The sequence below is a fragment of the Paraburkholderia sp. genome (assembly GCF_047605525.1).
GTDB lineage: Bacteria > Pseudomonadota > Gammaproteobacteria > Burkholderiales > Burkholderiaceae > Paraburkholderia.
This window is the reverse complement of sequence record NZ_JASGFN010000043.1, coordinates 1-17,726: the sequence shown is the minus strand read 5'-3', so window position 1 is coordinate 17,726 and position 17,726 is coordinate 1. Positions and strand designations below refer to the sequence as shown.

The following is a 17,726-nucleotide window of genomic DNA, read 5'->3' as shown; positions in this document are numbered from 1 at the left end:
ACCCAGGAAGGCGCCCACGACCGCAACTCAGTGAATCAACGACGTCTGCGTACGCTTGTAGCGGATGTTCTCGACGATCTGCTTCGCGCTGCCAGTAGGCATCTTGTTCGCGCACATATAGTCCTGATACAGCGCGGCATGGTAGGCGTTCAACGCGCCGTTCCCGATGCGCGAAAACTCATTGGCGACCGCCGTATCCCAGCCGTCGTGATCTGCGTTCAGGCCCGCGTACAGACGCCATTCATAGGTGTCGCAACGGATGCCTTCGTAATTGACGTTGCGCGCGCCGCTCGGGCTTGTCACGACCACCGTGTAACGCACGACGCCGTCGGTGCCGACGCTAACCGAGTTCCTGTCGATCGCAAATTGCAGTGGCGTGTTGCCGGAGACTTCGAACGGCAGCAGATTCGCGTCCGTCGGCAGCGGCGGCAACGTGTCCACCTTGTTTTCAACCCAGTTGCTCTTGCGGTCCAGCAGGTAAGTGAACGCGCTGTCGTCTTTGTTGGTGGGTTTGCCGGCGCTCGAGCAGCCTGCCAGCAGGGCGCCGGTGGCGACGCACGCCACGGCGAGTGCAAATGCTTTCAATATGATTCCCTCGAAATACGAGCGCGGCCTGAAAGCCGCGCCAGAGAGAGGCAGCGTGGACGGCTGCCTGGAATTGTTAATCGCGCATGCCCGGTCTGACCAGCGGGACAGCGGTTTCGTCGGCCGCTTCGCCGACTGTTTCGCGTTCATGCACGGGCCTCGCATTCCTGCCGGAACCGCAATCCGACACGATCAGCACGCGCGTCGATGTCTCGACGCTGACCGAACTCACGGAAGCGACCATGCTTGCCGTGGAATCTGGCGGGTTCTGCATTGACGACGCTATCCGCGGATAACGCGACCCATGATGCCCGCCAGATTTTTCCGCACGCGGCGCAGGCCGGCGCATGAAACGGGACAGCTCCGTCAGCGCCAACTGATACACATCCCGCTTGAACTCGATCACACAGTCGAGCGGCACCCAATATTCGTTCCAGCGCCACGCATCGAACTCAGGGTGGTCGGTGGCGCGCAAGCAGATGTCGCAGTCGCGTCCCACCATCCGGAGCAAGAACCAGATTTGTTTCTGGCCGCGGTAATGACCGCGTACTTCGCGCTTTATGAACTTGTCAGGCACCTCGTAACGCAACCAGTCGCGCGTGCGACCGATCACCTTGACGTGCTCAGGAAGCAGCCCGGTTTCTTCGTGTAACTCCCGATACATCGCTTGCACGGGGGTCTCACCATATTTGATGCCCCCTTGCGGAAACTGCCAGGAATGTTCACGGAGCCGTTTGCCCCAAAACACCTCGTTGTGCGCGTTCAAGAGGATGATGCCGACGTTCGGGCGAAAGCCTTCACGATCCAGCATACAACCACCTTCGAATCCTTTAAAATTGCTTTGATTATAAACAGATAACGGACCCGACGCACCGAATCGACGAAGATTGGAACGATTCGCCGCAACAGGCCGTGTTTGCGGTAGCCTGTCGGTTTTCCGTGCCTTATCCCTTGTGCGACGGCTTTGCGCGGTGGTTTCGGCGCCGCTCGGGGGCCGCGTGCCGCCGCCGGTCGGGCGAGCCGCGCCGGCCCGGCATCGGATCTGTATCGATTTCCCCAACGTTTTCACCTTTTCGGGCGGTCCCTCCGGAGCCGCCGCTTTTGGACAATCTGAATGAAAGCCTCCCGTTTCTTTATCGGCACCCTGAAAGAAGCGCCTGCCGACGCCGAAATCATCAGCCACAAGCTCATGGTGCGCGCGGGCATGATCCGTCGCGTCGCGGGCGGTATCTATAACTATCTGCCGATCGGCCTGCGTTCGATCCGTAAAGTGGAAGCGATCGTGCGCGAGGAAATGAACCGGGCGGGCGCCATCGAACTGCTGATGCCGGCCGTGCAGCCGGCCGAGCTGTGGCAGGAATCGGGCCGCTGGGAAAAGTACGGCCCCGAGTTGCTGCGCTTCAAGGACCGCAAGCAGGCCGACTTCGTGATGGGGCCGACGCACGAGGAAGTCGTGACCGACATCGCGCGCAACCAGATCAAGAGCTACCGTCAGTTGCCGGTGAACTTCTATCAGGTGCAGACGAAGTTCCGCGATGAAATCCGTCCGCGTTTCGGCGTGATGCGCGGCCGCGAATTCATCATGAAAGACGCGTATTCGTTCGACAAGGACATCGAGGGTCTGCGCGAGTCGTATCGCAAGATGTACGACGCGTACGTGCGCATCTTCACGCGCCTCGGCCTCGAGTTCCGCGCGGTGGCGGCCGATAACGGCTCGATCGGCGGCAGCGGCTCGCACGAATTCCACGTGATTGCCGACACCGGTGAAGACGCCATCGCCTATTGCCCGACCTCCGATTTCGCCGCGAACGTCGAGGCGGCCGACGCGCTGCCGCTGATCGCGCAGCGCGCGGCGCCCGCCGAGGAGATGAAGAAGACCGCGACGCCGGGCAAGGCGAAGTGTGAGGCCGTCGCCGAGCTGCTGAACATTCCGCTCGAGCGCACGATCAAGTCGGTGATCCTCGCCACCGAAAACGAAGGCGCCGCGCCGACCATCTGGCTGCTGATGCTGCGCGGCGACCACGATCTGAACGAGATCAAGGTCGGCAAGCAGCCCGGCCTCGCCGATTTCCGCATGGCGACCGAGGCCGAGATCATCGAGACTTTCGGCACGCCGCCGGGCTACCTCGGCCCGATCAACACGAAGAAGCCGGTCAACGTGATCGCGGACAGCACGGTCGCGAACATGAGCGACTTCGTGGTCGGCGCGAACGAGGTCGACTATCACATCACCGGCGTGAACTGGGGCCGCGATCTGCCGGAGCCGGTCGTCGCGGACATCCGCAACGTGAAGAAGGGCGATCCGTCGCCGGACGGCAAGGGCGTGATCGACATCTGCCGCGGCATCGAAGTGGGCCACGTGTTCCAGCTCGGCACCAGGTATTCGGAAGCGATGAACGCGACCTGCCTCGACGAGACCGGCAAGCCGCGGCCGATGGAAATGGGCTGCTACGGCATTGGCGTCACGCGTATTCTCGGCGCCGCGATCGAACAGAATTTCGACGACAAGGGCATCATCTGGCCGGAATCGATCGCGCCGTTCGAAGTCGTGCTGTGCCCGATGGGCTATGACCGCAGCGACGCGGTGCGCGAGCAGGCCGACAAGCTGTACGCGGAGCTCGTCGCCGCGGGCATCGACGTAATCCTCGACGATCGAGGCGAGCGGCCGGGTGTGATGTTCGCCGACTGGGAGCTGATCGGCGTGCCGCATCGTCTCGTGATCGGCGACCGTGGCCTGAAGGACGGCAAGCTCGAATACCAGGGCCGCCGCGACGCCGAAGCGACGCTGTTGCCGGTCGAGGACGCCGCTCAGGCCGTGATTGGCAAAGTGCGCGCGGCACTCGCGCGCTAAGCGGAGCGGGCAGTGGAGTACACCTTCCTGTCCGCGACCGTGCTGCTGATTCTGATTACCGATCCGATCGGCAACATCCCGATCTTCATCAGCAGCCTGCGCGGCGTGGCGCCCGAGCGTCGCACGGTCGTCATCCTGCGCGAGGTCGCGATCGCGTTTGCGATCCTGCTGGTGTTCATGGTGCTCGGTCAGGGCTTTCTGCGCATGATGAGTCTCTCCGACCAGTCGCTGCGCATCGGCGGCGGGATCGTGCTGTTTCTGATCGCGCTGCGCATGGTGTTCCCGCATCCGGACGGTCCGTTCGGCGGCGACGCGCGTGGCGGCGAGCCATTGATCGTGCCGCTCGCGATTCCGGCGCTCGCCGGCCCGTCGGCGCTCGCAACGGTGATGCTGCTGACGTCGCAGGCGCCCGGCAAGATGTTCGAGTGGATCGGCGCGCTGACCGTCACGATGATCGTCTGCGCCATCGTGCTGATGTTGGCCGAGCGCATTCAGACATGGCTCGGCGAACGTACGATGGCGGCGTTCGAGCGGCTGATGGGCCTCGTGCTCGTGGCGATTTCGGTCGAGATGATGCTGGGCGGCATCCGCTCTTTCGTGCACAAGCTGTGATGCGGCAACCGGTGGGCAACACGAACCTGCCGCCGACGGCGCAGCCATAAAAAAAGCAGCCACGCAGGCTGCTTTTTTTATGCCGGTGAAGAAGCCGGCAAGAGCCGGGCCGGCAGGAAGACCGGCATGCATGCCGCACGACAGCGGCTTCAGGCACCGCCAGGCACCGCCCAGGCGTCGCGCTTACACGCGGGTTACGCGCTTCCTGCGCTCACACCGCCTCAGTCAGCGCTCGAATGGTCGGCAGATTACGCCAATACCCCTTCGCATCCATCCCGCAGCCGAACACATAACGATCCGGCACTTCGAAGCCGCAGTAATCGGGACGCAGCGGCTTGGCCTTCGAAATGATCTTCTCGCACAGCACCGCGGACAGGAAGCGCTTCGCGCCCATCGCGAGGATGCGGTCGCGGATCGCCGCCATCGTTTCGCCTTCGTCGAGGATGTCGTCGAGCACGAGCACGACGCGGTCCTTTACCGACTCGGCGGGCGCGACACGCCACTGCATCTCGTTGCTGCCCTTGGTGGTGTTGCGATAGCGCGTCAGATGGATGTAATCGAACTCGAGCGGGAAATCGAGGTGCGGCAGCAGCATGCCGGTAAACACCGCGGCGCCGCCCATCACCGACAGCACGAGTGGGAAATCCTCGCTCATCTCGTCGCGGATGGCGGCCGCCATGCGGGTGATCGATGCACTGACGTCCGAGGCCGAAACGATCTCTTCGGAATGTTGAAAAATGTGGAGGGCTTCTTCGCGGTTCATGACGTCTGACGGGCGATAACTGTATACATAGTGTGAGTGGGGACGCCCCGAGGGACGTTCCCGCGAAGGACGGCGGCACGCGGTACAGAATAAACCCGCGCGGGTCCGAAGTCAGCCGCGCCGGGGGAGCGCCGTCCCATCAAGCTTAGCGCATGCCGGGCAGCATACCCTTCATGCCGCGCATCATCTTTTGCAGATTGCCGCCCTTGAGCTTCTTCATCATCGTGCGCATCTGCTCGTACTGGTTCAGCATCCGGTTGACCTCCTGCACCTGCACGCCCGCGCCCGCGGCGATGCGGCGCTTGCGGGTCGCCTTGATGAGTTCGGGCTTCGCGCGCTCGGCCGGCGTCATCGAATTGATGATGCCTTCCATGCGGCGCATCTGCTTCTCGGCCTGGCTCATGTCGGCGCCGGCCGCGGCCTGCTGGAACTGCGCGGGCAGCTTGTCCATCAGCGACGACAGGCCGCCCATGCCCTTCATCTGCGTGAGTTGCGCGCGGAAATCGTTGAGGTCGAAGTCGCCGCCTTTCTTGACCTTGTCGGCGAGCTTCTGCGCGGCCTGCACGTCGACGCCGCGCTGAGCTTCCTCGACGAGCGCGAGGATGTCGCCCATGCCGAGAATGCGGCTCGCCATCCGGTCCGGATGGAACACTTCGAGGCCGTCGAGCTTTTCGGCGACGCCGACGAACTTGACCGGCTTGCCCGTCACGTGACGCACCGACAGCGCCGCGCCACCGCGCGAGTCGCCGTCGAGCTTGGTGAGCACGACGCCGGTGAGCGGCAGCGCGTCGCTGAACGCCTTCGCGGTGTTGACCGCATCCTGGCCGAGCATCGCGTCGACGACGAAGAGCGTTTCCGCCGGCTTCAGCTCGGCGTGCAGCGCGGCGATTTCCTGCATCATCGCTTCGTCGATGCCGAGGCGGCCGGCCGTGTCGACGAGCAGCACGTCGTGATAGTGGCGCCTGGCCCAGTCGAGCGCGGCGCGCGCGATGTCGACCGGCTTCTGGTTCGGCTCGGACGGGAAGAAGTCGGCGCCGACCTGCCCGGTCACCGTTTTCAACTGCGCAATAGCGGCGGGACGATAGACGTCGCACGAAACGGTCAGCACCTTCTTCTTGTACTTCTCGCGCAGCAGCTTCGCGAGCTTGCCGACCGTGGTCGTCTTGCCGGCACCCTGCAGACCCGCCATCAGGATGACCGCGGGCGGCGTGACCGCGAGATTGAGCTCGGAAGCCTTGCCTTCGTAGTCGCCGCCGATCACCGCGGTCAGCTCGCGCTGCACCACGCCGACGAGCGCCTGACCCGGCGACAGGCTGGCGATCACTTCCTCGCCGAGCGCCTTCTCCTTCACCTTCGCGATGAACTCGCGCACGACGGGCAGCGCCACGTCGGCCTCGAGCAGGGCGAGACGCACCTCGCGCAGCATTTCCTGGGTGTTCGCCTCGGTGAGCCGGGCTTCGCCGCGCAGCGTCTTGACGACGCGCGCCATCCGTTGAGTCAGATTGTCGAGCATGGGGGGAGCGATGAACGGTGGGGCCCGGGCAGCGCGCGAAGTGCAAGACGTCGCGGAGTAGGGGCCTAGTGTAAACTTCGAATATGGATATTGTACTGTATGCCCTCACGGCGCTTCTCTACGGCGGCCTCGCCGTGGCCGGCTGGCGCTCGCACCGGCACGCGGCCGCGCGGCCGCTGCTCGGCAGCGTGCCGCCGCTGCCCGCCAACGGTGCGCCGGGCGCGGGTGTCTCTGCCGCCTCCGGCATGAGCGCACCGGGGCGCGCGCTGCTGTTCGTCGCGCTGCTCGTGCATGGCGTGCTGCTGCACACCACGATCTTCCCGCAGAACGCGATGGTGTTCGGCTTCGCGTTCGCGCTGTCGGCAATGTTCTGGCTCGGTGCCGGCATCTACTGGATAGAGAGCTTTTTCTTCCCGCTCGACGGCTTGCGGCTGCTGGTGTTGCCGCTCGCGTGCGTCGCGTCGCTGCTGCCGCTCGCGTTCAACGGCGTGCGCGTGCTGCCGTACGCGGCCGCGCCGATGTTCAAGCTGCACTTCCTGATCGCGAATATCGCGTATGGTCTCTTCGCGATCGCGGCGCTGCATGCGGTGCTGATGCTCGCGGTCGAGCGGCGTTTACATTCGATGCGCGGCGGCCTCGCGCAACGGCATGCGGCTGCGTCCGGCAACGGCTGGTGGTCGAGCTGGCTCGACACGCTGCCGCCGCTGCTCACGCTCGAGAAGCTGCTGTTCCGCCTGATCGGTGCCGGCTTCGTGCTGCTCACGCTGACGCTCGTCTCCGGCATCCTGTTCAGCGAGCAACTGGTCGACCGCGCGTTGCGGCTCGATCACAAGACCGTGTTCGCGATTCTTTCGTGGGTGATGTTCGGCGCGCTGCTGACCGCGCGCAAGGTATCCGGCTGGCGCGGCCGTGCGGCATTGCGCTGGGTGCTGGCCTCGTTCGTCGCGCTGTTGCTCGCGTACGTCGGCAGCCGTTTTGTTTTCGAGGTGCTGTTGCACCGGCCTGTAGTGTGAGCGTGTCCCCATGCGACAAATCTTTTTGCTGATCCTGCTGTTCATCGTCGGGCAATGGCTCGTGAAGGCGCTGCGCCGTCACGACGCGCAAACCGCGCAACGCAACGGTTCCGGCGCGCGTGGCGCGAACGGCGCCGCGCGCGCCTCAAATGGACAGCCGCAGCTTGCCGAGCCGATGATCCGCTGCGCCGAGTGCGGCGTGCATGCGCCGAAGAGCGACTCGGTGAGCGTGGCGGGGCAGACCTTCTGCTGCGCCGCGCACGCGCAGCGCCATGGCGCGCGTCCTTCGGGTCGCGACGCCCGATGAGCGGCGCGTACACCGTCGACTCCGATGGCTGGGTTCCCACCGCGCGCAAGCTGCCGTCGCCGAACTTCGAGACGCGGCCGCAAGGCGCGGTGCCGACGCTGATCGTCGTCCACAGCATCAGCCTGCCGCCGAACGAGTTCGGCGGCACCGCGATTGCCGACCTGTTCCGCAACACGCTCGACTGCGACGCCCATCCGTACTACGACACGCATCTGCGCGGCGTGCGCGTGTCCGCGCATTTCGTGATTCTTCGCGACGGCGCGCTCGAGCAGTTCGTGTCCTGCAACGAACGCGCATGGCACGCGGGGCCGTCGAATTTTTTCGGCCGCGAGCGCTGCAATGATTTCTCGATCGGCATCGAGCTCGAGGGCAGCGACACCACCGCCTTCGAAGCGGCGCAATACCGCACGCTCGCCGCGCTCGTGAGCGCGCTGAAGGCACGCTATCCGATCGATGCGCTCGCCGGTCACGCCGACATCGCGCCCGGACGCAAGACCGATCCCGGTCCGCATTTCGACTGGCCGAGGCTGCGGCGCGATACCTCGCTCGATGCTCGGTATTTCCCCTATCTCAAGTTTTCCGACACGCCGTAACCGCCCCTCACGCGAGCCCGCGCGAAGCCCGGAGAACAAGGCGCTGCCTCGCTCTCCGCGAGATGCCGTCTGCCCGCTCGACGAAAAAAGTCAACCCTTCCGGCACAAATAAATCAATTTGACCTGTCTCGAATCTCCACTATACTTAGTGCCACGAACACGGTTTTGCACTATATGTTGTGTTGTCTGTGCATAACCATGTGAATAACTGAGTGTATAAGTCCGCGGCGCCCCGCTCTCCGAGCATGGCGCCGCAAGCATTCCAGGCAGCGAAAAATTCCTGGGGCGCGGCCGGTAGGGGGATCTCCGGCGGCATCCGGAAGCATTCAGGAAAGGACCCAGCCAGTGATCGCGACATACCCGATGAAGACCGACATCAAATCGAACCAGGCTTCCTCGCAGTCGCATCCCGCCAACCGGCTCCGCCGGCCTTCCTGCACCTCATCGCTCGCGCTCGCGGCGGCGCGGCGTTCGATTTAATCCGCGGCACTCGCCGCCATTTCCAAGACCAGGAGCTTTGCACATGCAAACCACCGACAACGTGACGACCCGGCACGAGGGCTCACCGACTGGCCACGCGTTCGGCCAGACCCAGGGCGCGCAGGCGCTCGCGCCGCAAGCGAACTATGCCGACTACAAGGTGATCCGCCGCAACGGCAGTGTGGTGTCGTTCGAGCCGTCGAAAATCGCGATCGCCGTGACGAAGGCGTTCCTCGCCGTCAACGGTGGTCAGGGCGCGGCGTCGGCGCGGGTGCGCGAACTGGTCGAGCAACTCACGCAGAACGTGGTGCGCGCGCTGGTGCGCAGCCGCCCGAACGGCGGCACGTTCCATATCGAAGACATCCAGGATCAGGTCGAGCTCGCGCTGATGCGCGGCGGCGAACACAACGTCGCGCGCGCGTACGTGCTGTACCGCGAGAAGCGCAACCAGGCGCGCGCGCATGACGAGCATGCGGAAAGCGCCGGCACGTCGGGCCTGAACGTGACCGACAACGGCATCACGCGTCCGCTCGATCTCGCGGCACTGCGCGGCATCATCGAGTCCGCGTGCGCGAACCTGGGCGACGCGGTGAGCGCCGAGCCGATCCTCGCCGAAACGGTGAAGAACCTGTACGACGGCGTGCCGATGAGCCAGGTCTACGACTCGGCCATCCTCGCCGCGCGCACGATGATCGAAAAAGACCCGGCGTACAGCCAGGTCACCGCGCGCATCCTGCTGCACACGATCCGCCGCGAAATCCTCGAAGAGGAAGTCACGCAAGCCGAAATGGGCGAGCGCTATGCCGAGTACTTCCCGCAGTTCATCAAGCGCGGCGTGCAAGCCGAGCTGCTCGACGACAAGCTGCTGCAGTTCGACCTGAAGCGCCTCGGCGCCGCGCTCGACGCGAACCGCGACCTTCAGTTCGGCTACCTCGGTCTGCAGACGCTGTACGACCGCTACTTCCTGCATCACGACAACGTCCGTATCGAAATGCCGCAGGCATTCTTTATGCGTGTCGCGATGGGCCTGTCGTTGAACGAGATCGACCGCGAAGCGCGCGCGATCGAGTTCTACAACGTGCTGTCGAGCTTCGACTTCATGTCGTCCACGCCGACGCTGTTCAACTCGGGCACGCGCCGCTCGCAGCTGTCGTCGTGCTACCTGACCACGGTCGACGACGACCTCGACGGCATCTACGAAGCGCTGAAGGAAAACGCGCTGCTGTCGAAGTTCGCCGGCGGCCTCGGCAACGACTGGACGCGCGTGCGCGCGCTCGGCTCGCACATCAAGGGCACCAACGGCAAGTCGCAGGGCGTGGTGCCGTTCCTGAAGGTCGTCAACGACACGGCGGTCGCCGTGAACCAGGGCGGCAAGCGCAAGGGCGCGGTGTGCGCGTACCTCGAATCGTGGCACCTCGACATCGAGGAATTCCTCGAGCTGCGCAAGAACACCGGCGACGACCGCCGCCGCACGCACGACATGAACACCGCGAACTGGATTCCCGACCTGTTCATGAAGCGCGTGATGGAAGGCGGCGACTGGACGCTGTTCTCGCCGTCCACCTGCCCGGACCTGCACGACAAGTTCGGCGCCGAGTTCGAAGCGGCTTACACGGCTTACGAAGACAAGGTCGCGCGCGGCGAGATCAAGCTGTTCAAGAAGCTTCCGGCGGCGCAGTTGTGGCGCAAGATGCTCGGCATGCTGTTCGAAACCGGCCACCCGTGGATCACGTTCAAGGATCCGTGCAACGTGCGCTCGCCGCAACAGCACGTCGGCGTCGTCCACTCGTCGAACCTGTGCACGGAAATCACGCTGAACACGAGCGACGCCGAAATCGCCGTCTGCAACCTCGGCTCGGTGAACCTCGTCGCGCACCTGAAGGAGCAGGCCGACGGCACGCTCGCGCTCGACCACGACAAGCTGAAGCGCACGGTCAGCGTCGCGATGCGCATGCTCGACAACGTGATCGACATCAATTACTACGCGGTCGCCAAGGCGCGTAACTCGAACCTGAAGCACCGTCCGGTCGGCCTCGGGATCATGGGCTTCCAGGACTGCCTGCACGTGCTGCGCACGCCGTACGCGTCGCAGGAGGCAGTCGAGTTCGCCGATCGTTCGATGGAAGCGGTCTGCTACTACGCGTACTACGCGTCGACCGAGCTCGCCGAGGAGCGCGGCCGCTACTCGAGCTACCGCGGCTCGCTGTGGGATCGCGGCATCCTCCCGCAAGACACGCTGAAGCTGCTCGCCGACGCGCGCGGCGGCTATGTCGAAGTCGATTCGAGCGAGTCGATGGACTGGAGCGCGCTGCGCTCGCGCATTGCGACCTACGGCATGCGCAACTCGAACTGCATCGCGATCGCGCCGACCGCGACGATCTCGAACATCATCGGCGTGTCGGCGTGCATCGAGCCGACCTATCAGAACCTGTACGTGAAGTCGAACCTGTCGGGCGAATTCACGGTGGTCAACGACTACCTGGTGCGCGACCTGAAGGCGCGCGGCCTGTGGGACGAAGTGATGGTCGCCGACCTGAAGTATTTCGACGGCACGCTGTCGCGCATCGACCGCATCCCGGCCGACCTGCGCGCGATCTACGCGACCGCGTTCGAAGTCGATCCGGCGTGGCTCGTCGAGGCGGCCTCGCGCCGTCAGAAGTGGATCGACCAGGCGCAGTCGCTGAACATCTATATGGCGGGCGCGTCGGGCAAGAAGCTCGACGAGATCTACAAGCTCGCATGGCTGCGCGGTCTGAAGACCACTTACTACCTGCGCACGATGGCGGCGACGCACGTCGAGAAGTCGACGGTCGCGCACGGCGCGCTGAACGCGGTGAGCTCGGGTCATGACGGCTCGGGTGGCGCGGGCGGCGCGGCGGGCGGCTTCGGCGTGAGCGGCGGTGCCGCGGGCGGCTCGGCAGGCGGCTTCCAGGCAGCGGCTGTGGCAGCGGCGGGAGCGATTGCCGCGGCGTCGGCGGTTGCGGCCGAAGCAGCACCCGAAGCGGATGGTCCGGTGTGCATGATGCGTCCGGGAGATCCTGGCTTCGACGAGTGCGAGGCTTGCCAGTAAGCAGGCGGCAAGTATCGGGAGCGTTGCTTGCTGACAGCGCGAGGTCGTAGGTGATGACCCGCATGCAGCGAGCGACGTACCCGGCGCGGATGAAGTAGACGCAGGCCGATGAGCGGCGAGCGGGATCGAAGTTTCACCGTTCGGACGCTTCGATCGACGGGGTGAACAACGGGCGGCCAACATCGGCGGTCGCGTACATCGTTCGACATGGCATCGAACTTCACTCGCGAACGCCGACGAAGACAGCCAGCGCGGCTCACATCCACTCTCGCGATGAGCGACGCGCGCGAAGCTGGAGAGAGCACTGACAAGCGCGACGGCAAGCGCGATGGCAAGCGTCGAACGCACTGCGCAGCACAGATAGATAGAGCAGCGAAACGTCGTGACGAAGCGTTGCTCTTCGAGTTCGCGAAGCATCTCGGCAACACATCTTCAACACGCGTTCGACACGCTTCATCCGACGCATCACACACGATCGATTGAACAAAGTGTTGTATGAACGTAGCAACGCGAATCGAAAACAGGCGTTTTCGCGAGCGAACTCTTTTATCGCTCGTGAAAAGATGGTACAAACCGTTCTAAATTGATGGTGACATTTATGCTCAACTGGGATGACGAGATCACTGCCGTAACTCCCTCGAGCGCGACGCAACCGAACGTGTTGCGCAACGCTGCGGGATCGGCTGTGGGTTCGCAAATCGGAACGCGTTCCGTTCCCCATGCTCCCTCGGCGCAAGAAGTCTTCGCGAACGACATCGCTGTCGCTCCCGTCGCTCATGTTGCCAACCCGGTCGCCGGCGCAGCCGCTTCCGAAGCGCGCGTCAATGTCGCCGACAAGCGCATCATCAACGGCCAGACCGACGTCAATCAGTTGGTGCCGTTCAAGTACAAGTGGGCCTGGGAAAAATATCTGGCTGGTTGCGCCAACCACTGGATGCCGCAGGAAGTGAACATGTCGCGCGACATCGCCCTGTGGAAAGACCCGAACGGGCTGACCGAGGACGAACGCCGCATCGTCAAGCGCAACCTGGGCTTCTTCGTGACGGCCGACTCGCTCGCCGCCAACAACATCGTGCTGGGCACCTACCGCCACATCACGGCGCCCGAATGCCGCCAGTTCCTGCTGCGCCAGGCGTTCGAAGAGGCGATCCACACGCACGCCTACCAGTACATCGTCGAGTCGCTCGGTCTCGACGAGGGCGAAATCTTCAACGCGTATCACGAGGTTCCGTCGATCCGCGCGAAAGACGAATTCCTGATCCCGTACATCCACGTGCTGACCGACCCGGCCTTCAAGACCGGTACGCTCGAGGCAGACCAGACGCTGCTGCGCTCGCTGATCGTGTTCGCCTGTGTGATGGAGGGCCTGTTCTTCTACGTCGGCTTTACTCAAATCCTGGCGCTCGGCCGCCAGAACAAGATGACCGGCGCGGCGGAGCAGTACCAGTACATCCTGCGCGACGAGTCGATGCACTGCAATTTCGGCATCGACCTGATCAACCAGATCAAACTCGAAAACCCGCATCTGTGGACGGCGGAGTTCCGCGCCGAAATCCGCGTGCTCTTCCAGCAGGCGGTCGAGCTCGAATATCGCTACGCCGAGGATACGATGCCGCGCGGCGTGCTCGGCCTCAACGCGTCGATGTTCAAGAGCTATCTGCGCTTCATCTGCAACCGCCGTTGCCAGCAGATCGGTCTCGATCCGCTGTACCCGAACGAGGAAAACCCGTTCCCGTGGATGAGCGAGATGATCGACCTGAAGAAGGAACGCAATTTCTTCGAGACGCGAGTGATCGAATATCAGACTGGCGGCGCGCTTTCCTGGGAGTAAGCCGGGTTCGCGTCGCGGATGTATTCATTGACGGGGATGCCGCCGGCCGTGGCCGCGGCAGCCTGGGTTAGGAGCAGAACGGCCTGATGCAAAGCGTGCCCGGTGCCTTGACGGCCCACAAACATGACAGGCACTTTGCGAACCCTTCAGTGGGATGGGCAAACTTCCCCCCCGAAAAAGCCGCTGGCGTGATCGCCGGCGGCCCGATCAAGCAATTGCCGGCGTCGCCAGTCGACGCCGACCAGATCTGGCGCGCGGTGCCTTGGGGCACGGCGCGCCTTACCGCATTCATTAGCGTAAGCGCGTTGCACCTGCGTACGCCGATGAATAGCCCGCTTCGTAGCGCGCGCCGTGAAAAGCGTCCCGCGGGAAGCGGGTTTTGACGAAGGGTGTGTAGTTTGAACTGACCTCATCTAGAAACCTGAAGGAGAAAATGATGGCAACTGCAAAGAAAGCCGCGGCCAAGAAGCCCGCAGCAAAGAAAACCGCAGCAAAGAAGGCTGCTCCGGCCAAGAAAGCCGCTCCGGCCAAGAAGGTCGCTGCCAAGAAGGTCGCAGTGAAGAAGGTTGCTGCGAAGAAAGTAGCGGCTAAGAAGGTCGCTGCGAAGAAGGCGGCGCCGGCCAAGAAAGCGGCGGCGAAGAAAGTCGCCGTGAAGAAGGTCGCGGCGAAGAAAGTCGCGGCGAAGAAGGCACCGGCGAAGAAAGCCGCAGTGAAGAAGGTTGCGGCGAAGAAGGCACCGGCGAAGAAGGCCGCGGCGAAGAAAGCGGCACCGGCGAAAAAGGCTGCTGCGAAAAAGACTGCCGCCAAGAAGGCTGCGCCTGCGAAAAAGGCTGCCGCCAAGAAAGCTGCACCTGCCAAGAAGGCTGCCGCGAAGAAGGCCGCTGCGCCTGCGAAGAAGGCTGCCCCTGCGAAGAAGGCTGTCGCCAAGAAGGCTGCCCCTGCACCCGCTGCGCCTGCTGTCTCGAGCGCACCGGCGGCGACGGTGAAGACCGCGCTGAACCCGGCAGCGGCCTGGCCGTTCCCGACGGGCAGCCGTCCGTAATAAGCAGTAGATGTACTTCGACACATCGCCTGATGTGTCTGATGACCGGGTCGTGCTCGAGCTTTGGGCGAGCCACCCGGTCAATGTCCCGTTACCGGTTTTCCGGTGACGGGTTTTTTTTTGCCTGGCGCTCGTGGCGATGGGGAATGGCCGGGGAGTGAGGTTCGGCTGACGCCGGCGCACGCATGAACGACACGCGGACGAAAAAAACACGCATGGACCCGTGAGGGTGCATGCGTGTGAAGTCTTCGTGGCGGCGCGGCAGGAGAATGACGGGAGAACTGAGGGAGAACTACGCGCCGCCGGGCGGGAGGGAAAATCCGGTGGTGGCCGTTAGTGCGTCACGCGCGTGACGCCGCCGCTCGACAGGAGCCGCACGCGATCGCCGGCGCGGAAGATCTCGCCGGTGGAAGTTTGCGTGATCGCGCGCATGTCGCCGTTGTCGAGCCGCACGGTGATCTCGATGCCGTCGCGCATCGCGGTGCTGTTCTCGACCGCATTGCCAGCGACCGCACCGCCGATGCCGCCGACGATACCGGTGGCCACCGAGCCGCGGCCGCCGCCGATCGCGCTGCCGGCGAGCGCGCCGAGCGCCGCGCCGCCGAGTGCGCCGACGCCGCTCGGCTGGCCGTTGTTCGAACTGATGCGTACCGCGCGCACGCTATCCACCGTGCCCATGCGAACCGTCTGTTCACGTTGCGCCTGCGACGCGGTGAAAACGTCGGGAGAACTGCTGTTGACCGCACACCCCGACATGGCCAGTGAACCGGCGATCAAGGTGGCGACGATCAGGCGACTCGTTGTTCTCATTCCAAAACTCCCATAGCTCGCGGTATCACGGCAGGTCGTATCCGAAGGCCTGCTTGAACCGCTCGTTGATTTCCGCCCGGCTGGGCGCATAGTTTTGCGGGCCTTGCTGCTCGATTTTCAATGCGCCCATCAGACTGGCGAGACGGCCGGTGGTGGCCCAGCCCAGCCCGTTCTCGATACCGTACAGCAAGCCGCCGCGAAATGCATCGCCGCAACCGGTGGGATCGAGAACCTGCTTTGCCTTGACCGCCGGAATCTCCTCGACGCCGCCGTCGTGATGGATCTGCGCACCGTTTTCACCGAGCGTGACGACCAGCGCGTCGACCTTGCCGGCGATCTCTTCGATCGACCAGCCGGTCTTGTTGCTCACCAGCCTGGCTTCGTAGTCGTTGACCGCGACATAGGTAGCAAGTTCAATGATGCGCCGGAGCGTCTCGCCGTCGAAGAGCGGCAAACCCTGGCCCGGATCGAAGATGAACGGCACGCCCGTGGCGGCCAGTTGTTCGGCGTGCTGGACCATGCCGTCGTAGCCGTCCGGCGCGACGATGCCGAGCGTGATGCCTTTCACTTCGTCGGCGCGGTTGCGATGAGATTCCATCATCGCGCCCGGATGGAACGCGGTGATCTGGTTGTTCTCGAGGTCGGTCGTGATCATCGCCTGCGCCGAGTAGGTGTCGGGCACGACCAGCACGTTCTGCGTCGACAGGCCGAGCTGCGCGAGCCGGTCCAGATAGAGCTGCGCGTCGACGGCGCCGATCGCGCCCATGATGCGTGCTTCGCCGCCGAGCAGATTGAGCGCATAGGCGATGTTGCCCGCGCAGCCGCCGAACTCGCGGCGCATGGTCGGCACCAGAAAGCTCACGTTCAGGATGTGGACCTGCTCCGGCAGGATGTGCTCCCGAAAACGGCCTTCGAAGGTCATGATGTTGTCGTAGGCGAGCGAGCCGCAGATGAGCGTAGCCAAGGCGAGCGTTCCTGTAAAAAAGCGGGGGAAAGATGCGCGCGATGCCGCCCCGGCGCCGCGCGGGAGGGCGCGGCGCCGGGGTGCGTGCGCGGGAAGCTTACTTCAGCGCGGCGAGTGCCGCGTCGTAGTTCGGCTCGTTCTTGATTTCGCCGACCAGCTCGGCATGCACGACCTTGTCGTTTTCGTCGATCACGACGACCGCGCGTGCCGTCAGGCCGGTCAGCGGGCCGCTCGTCACGTCGACGCCGTACGCTTGCGCGAATTCATGGCCGCGGAACGTCGAGGCCGTCACGACGTTCTCGATACCTTCGGTCGTGCAGAAGCGCGACGCGGCGAACGGCAGGTCGCCCGACACGACGATCACAGCCGTGTTGGTGAGCTTCGCGGCGGCTTCGTTGAACTTGCGGGTCGAGGTCGCGCAGGTCGGTGTGTCGAGGCTCGGGACGATGTTGAGCACCTTGCGCTTGCCGGCGAAGTCGGCGAGCGACAACGGTTTCAGGTCCTTGCCGACCAGCGAGAACTCGGCGGCCTTCTGGCCCACCGACGGGAACGTGCCGCTTACTTCGATCGGGTTGCCACCCAGCGTGACTTGACTCATGGTTGTGCTCCGAAATTGCGTCAGTAATGACAGTAAAACGCCCGCTCGGAGGCGGGCGCGTGAGGGCGCGTTACGGATAAAAAATCTGTACGCGGAAATTGGAGGCGACCGCGTTGCCGGTGTCGAGATGCACGATCATCGTCTGCGTCGCGTGAGCGGGCAGGCCGTCCGCGATCACGGTGCCGGGCGGCACATAATCCTGCGGCCACAGCACGCGCCGCACCGCGACGTTGTTCTGGTCATCGAGCAGCGTGAGCTCGATCGCGGGATAGGCGAGCGCGATGTTCAGGCGGTTGTGCAGCGGCATCTTCAGTTCGAGCTTGTGCGGGCCGTCGATCTGGCGCAGATCGGATGGCTCGACGAGCAGTCCGTCGATGTCGTGCGGCGGCGTCAACTGGCAGCCGAGATACGCGCAGGCCTTCGCGTAGAGTATCTGCGAGCGCGGCATCGCGACCTGGACGGTTTCGCGCTGCCACCATGCGAGCTGCGCAAGCAGCGCGATCACGAGCAACACCGCGAGCACCACGCCGGCCACGAGCCAGCCGGCACGCCGCGCTTCGGCGGGGCGGGTTTCGCGCATGACCGGGAACGGATCGGTGCCGTCGTTGACGGGGTTGACCGAGAACGGCTCGCCGCTCGACGCGGCAGGCGCGGGGCCGCGGGGCGCGCGCGGACCGCCTGGGCCGCCGGTGGC

16 protein-coding genes and 1 pseudogene are annotated in these 17,726 nt (G+C 64.3%); 9 read left to right on the top strand and 8 right to left on the bottom strand.

All coding sequences use genetic code 11. The annotated features are described in order from the left end of the window. Positions 1 to 27: 27 nt before the first annotated feature. Both QM685_RS35185 and QM685_RS35180 read right to left on the bottom strand, forming a co-directional pair. The gene (locus QM685_RS35185; RefSeq protein WP_415123863.1) at positions 28 to 585 is read right to left on the bottom strand and encodes a CNP1-like family protein; all 558 of its coding nucleotides are present in this window, start codon (positions 583 to 585) and stop codon (positions 28 to 30) included. Between the two features lie 76 nt (positions 586 to 661). Next, the gene (locus QM685_RS35180; protein ID WP_415123862.1) at positions 662 to 1,396 is read right to left on the bottom strand and encodes an RNA pyrophosphohydrolase; all 735 of its coding nucleotides are present in this window, start codon (positions 1,394 to 1,396) and stop codon (positions 662 to 664) included. A 303-nt stretch (positions 1,397 to 1,699) separates the two neighbouring features. On the opposite strand from QM685_RS35180, the gene QM685_RS35175 reads away from it, so the two are divergent. Both QM685_RS35175 and QM685_RS35170 read left to right on the top strand, forming a co-directional pair. Continuing rightward, entirely contained in the window at positions 1,700 to 3,436 is a 1,737-nt protein-coding gene (locus QM685_RS35175) for a proline--tRNA ligase (RefSeq protein WP_415123861.1), read from the top strand. Positions 3,437 to 3,448: 12 nt separating this feature from the next. Further along, positions 3,449 to 4,048, top strand: a complete 600-nt coding sequence (locus tag QM685_RS35170; RefSeq protein WP_415123860.1) for a MarC family protein — start codon at positions 3,449 to 3,451, stop codon at positions 4,046 to 4,048. A 211-nt stretch (positions 4,049 to 4,259) separates the two neighbouring features. On the opposite strand, the gene QM685_RS35165 is transcribed toward QM685_RS35170, so the two are convergent. Together QM685_RS35165 and ffh are read right to left on the bottom strand one after the other, a co-directional pair. After that, positions 4,260 to 4,811, bottom strand: coding sequence for a hypoxanthine-guanine phosphoribosyltransferase (locus QM685_RS35165; protein WP_415123859.1), 552 nt, complete (start codon positions 4,809 to 4,811; stop codon positions 4,260 to 4,262). Between the two features lie 145 nt (positions 4,812 to 4,956). After that, the gene (gene ffh / locus QM685_RS35160) at positions 4,957 to 6,324 is read right to left on the bottom strand and encodes a signal recognition particle protein (protein ID WP_415123858.1); all 1,368 of its coding nucleotides are present in this window, start codon (positions 6,322 to 6,324) and stop codon (positions 4,957 to 4,959) included. Between the two features lie 83 nt (positions 6,325 to 6,407). Here ffh and QM685_RS35155 point away from each other — a divergent pair, with 83 nt between their 5' ends. The 7 genes and pseudogenes from QM685_RS35155 to QM685_RS35125 all read left to right on the top strand — a co-directional run bounded on the left by QM685_RS35155 (position 6,408) and on the right by QM685_RS35125 (position 14,660). Then, a complete protein-coding gene (locus tag QM685_RS35155; protein WP_415123857.1) occupies positions 6,408 to 7,337 on the top strand; it encodes an inner membrane protein YpjD in 930 nt (309 codons plus the stop codon). A 10-nt stretch (positions 7,338 to 7,347) separates the two neighbouring features. Further along, a complete protein-coding gene (locus tag QM685_RS35150) occupies positions 7,348 to 7,644 on the top strand; it encodes a PP0621 family protein (RefSeq protein WP_415123856.1) in 297 nt (98 codons plus the stop codon). Next, complete coding sequence (gene ampD, locus QM685_RS35145) at positions 7,641 to 8,237, top strand: 1,6-anhydro-N-acetylmuramyl-L-alanine amidase AmpD (protein WP_415123855.1); 597 nt, start codon at positions 7,641 to 7,643, stop codon at positions 8,235 to 8,237. Before QM685_RS35150 ends, ampD begins: the two co-directional genes overlap by 4 nt. 523 nt (positions 8,238 to 8,760) lie before the next feature. Further along, on the top strand, positions 8,761 to 11,787 hold the full coding sequence (locus QM685_RS35140; RefSeq protein WP_415123854.1) for a ribonucleoside-diphosphate reductase subunit alpha: 3,027 nt from the start codon (positions 8,761 to 8,763) through the stop codon (positions 11,785 to 11,787). Positions 11,788 to 12,385: 598 nt separating this feature from the next. Next, positions 12,386 to 13,618: a ribonucleotide-diphosphate reductase subunit beta gene (locus tag QM685_RS35135; RefSeq protein WP_415123853.1), complete on the top strand. Its 1,233-nt coding sequence runs from the start codon at positions 12,386 to 12,388 to the stop codon at positions 13,616 to 13,618. An 86-nt stretch (positions 13,619 to 13,704) separates the two neighbouring features. Then, a pseudogene (locus QM685_RS35130) lies at positions 13,705 to 14,020 on the top strand (hypothetical protein). Positions 14,021 to 14,054: 34 nt separating this feature from the next. After that, the gene (locus tag QM685_RS35125) at positions 14,055 to 14,660 is read left to right on the top strand and encodes a histone H1-like DNA-binding protein (RefSeq protein WP_415123891.1); all 606 of its coding nucleotides are present in this window, start codon (positions 14,055 to 14,057) and stop codon (positions 14,658 to 14,660) included. Between the two features lie 333 nt (positions 14,661 to 14,993). Here QM685_RS35125 and QM685_RS35120 read toward each other — a convergent pair whose 3' ends face one another. From QM685_RS35120 to QM685_RS35105, 4 genes are all read right to left on the bottom strand, one after another. Next, positions 14,994 to 15,470 carry a hypothetical protein gene (locus tag QM685_RS35120; protein ID WP_415123852.1) on the bottom strand — a complete coding sequence of 159 codons (477 nt, stop codon included), beginning with the start codon at positions 15,468 to 15,470 and terminating at the stop codon, positions 14,994 to 14,996. Between the two features lie 25 nt (positions 15,471 to 15,495). After that, positions 15,496 to 16,434 (bottom strand): carbohydrate kinase family protein, encoded by a 939-nt coding sequence (locus tag QM685_RS35115; protein WP_415123851.1) that lies wholly within the window; start codon positions 16,432 to 16,434, stop codon positions 15,496 to 15,498. Between the two features lie 97 nt (positions 16,435 to 16,531). After that, a complete protein-coding gene (tpx, locus tag QM685_RS35110) occupies positions 16,532 to 17,032 on the bottom strand; it encodes a thiol peroxidase (RefSeq protein ID WP_331603344.1) in 501 nt (166 codons plus the stop codon). A gap of 70 nt (positions 17,033 to 17,102) precedes the next feature. Next, the coding region (locus QM685_RS35105) for a DUF3426 domain-containing protein (protein ID WP_415123850.1) at positions 17,103 to 17,726 on the bottom strand (624 nt) is incomplete at its 5' end.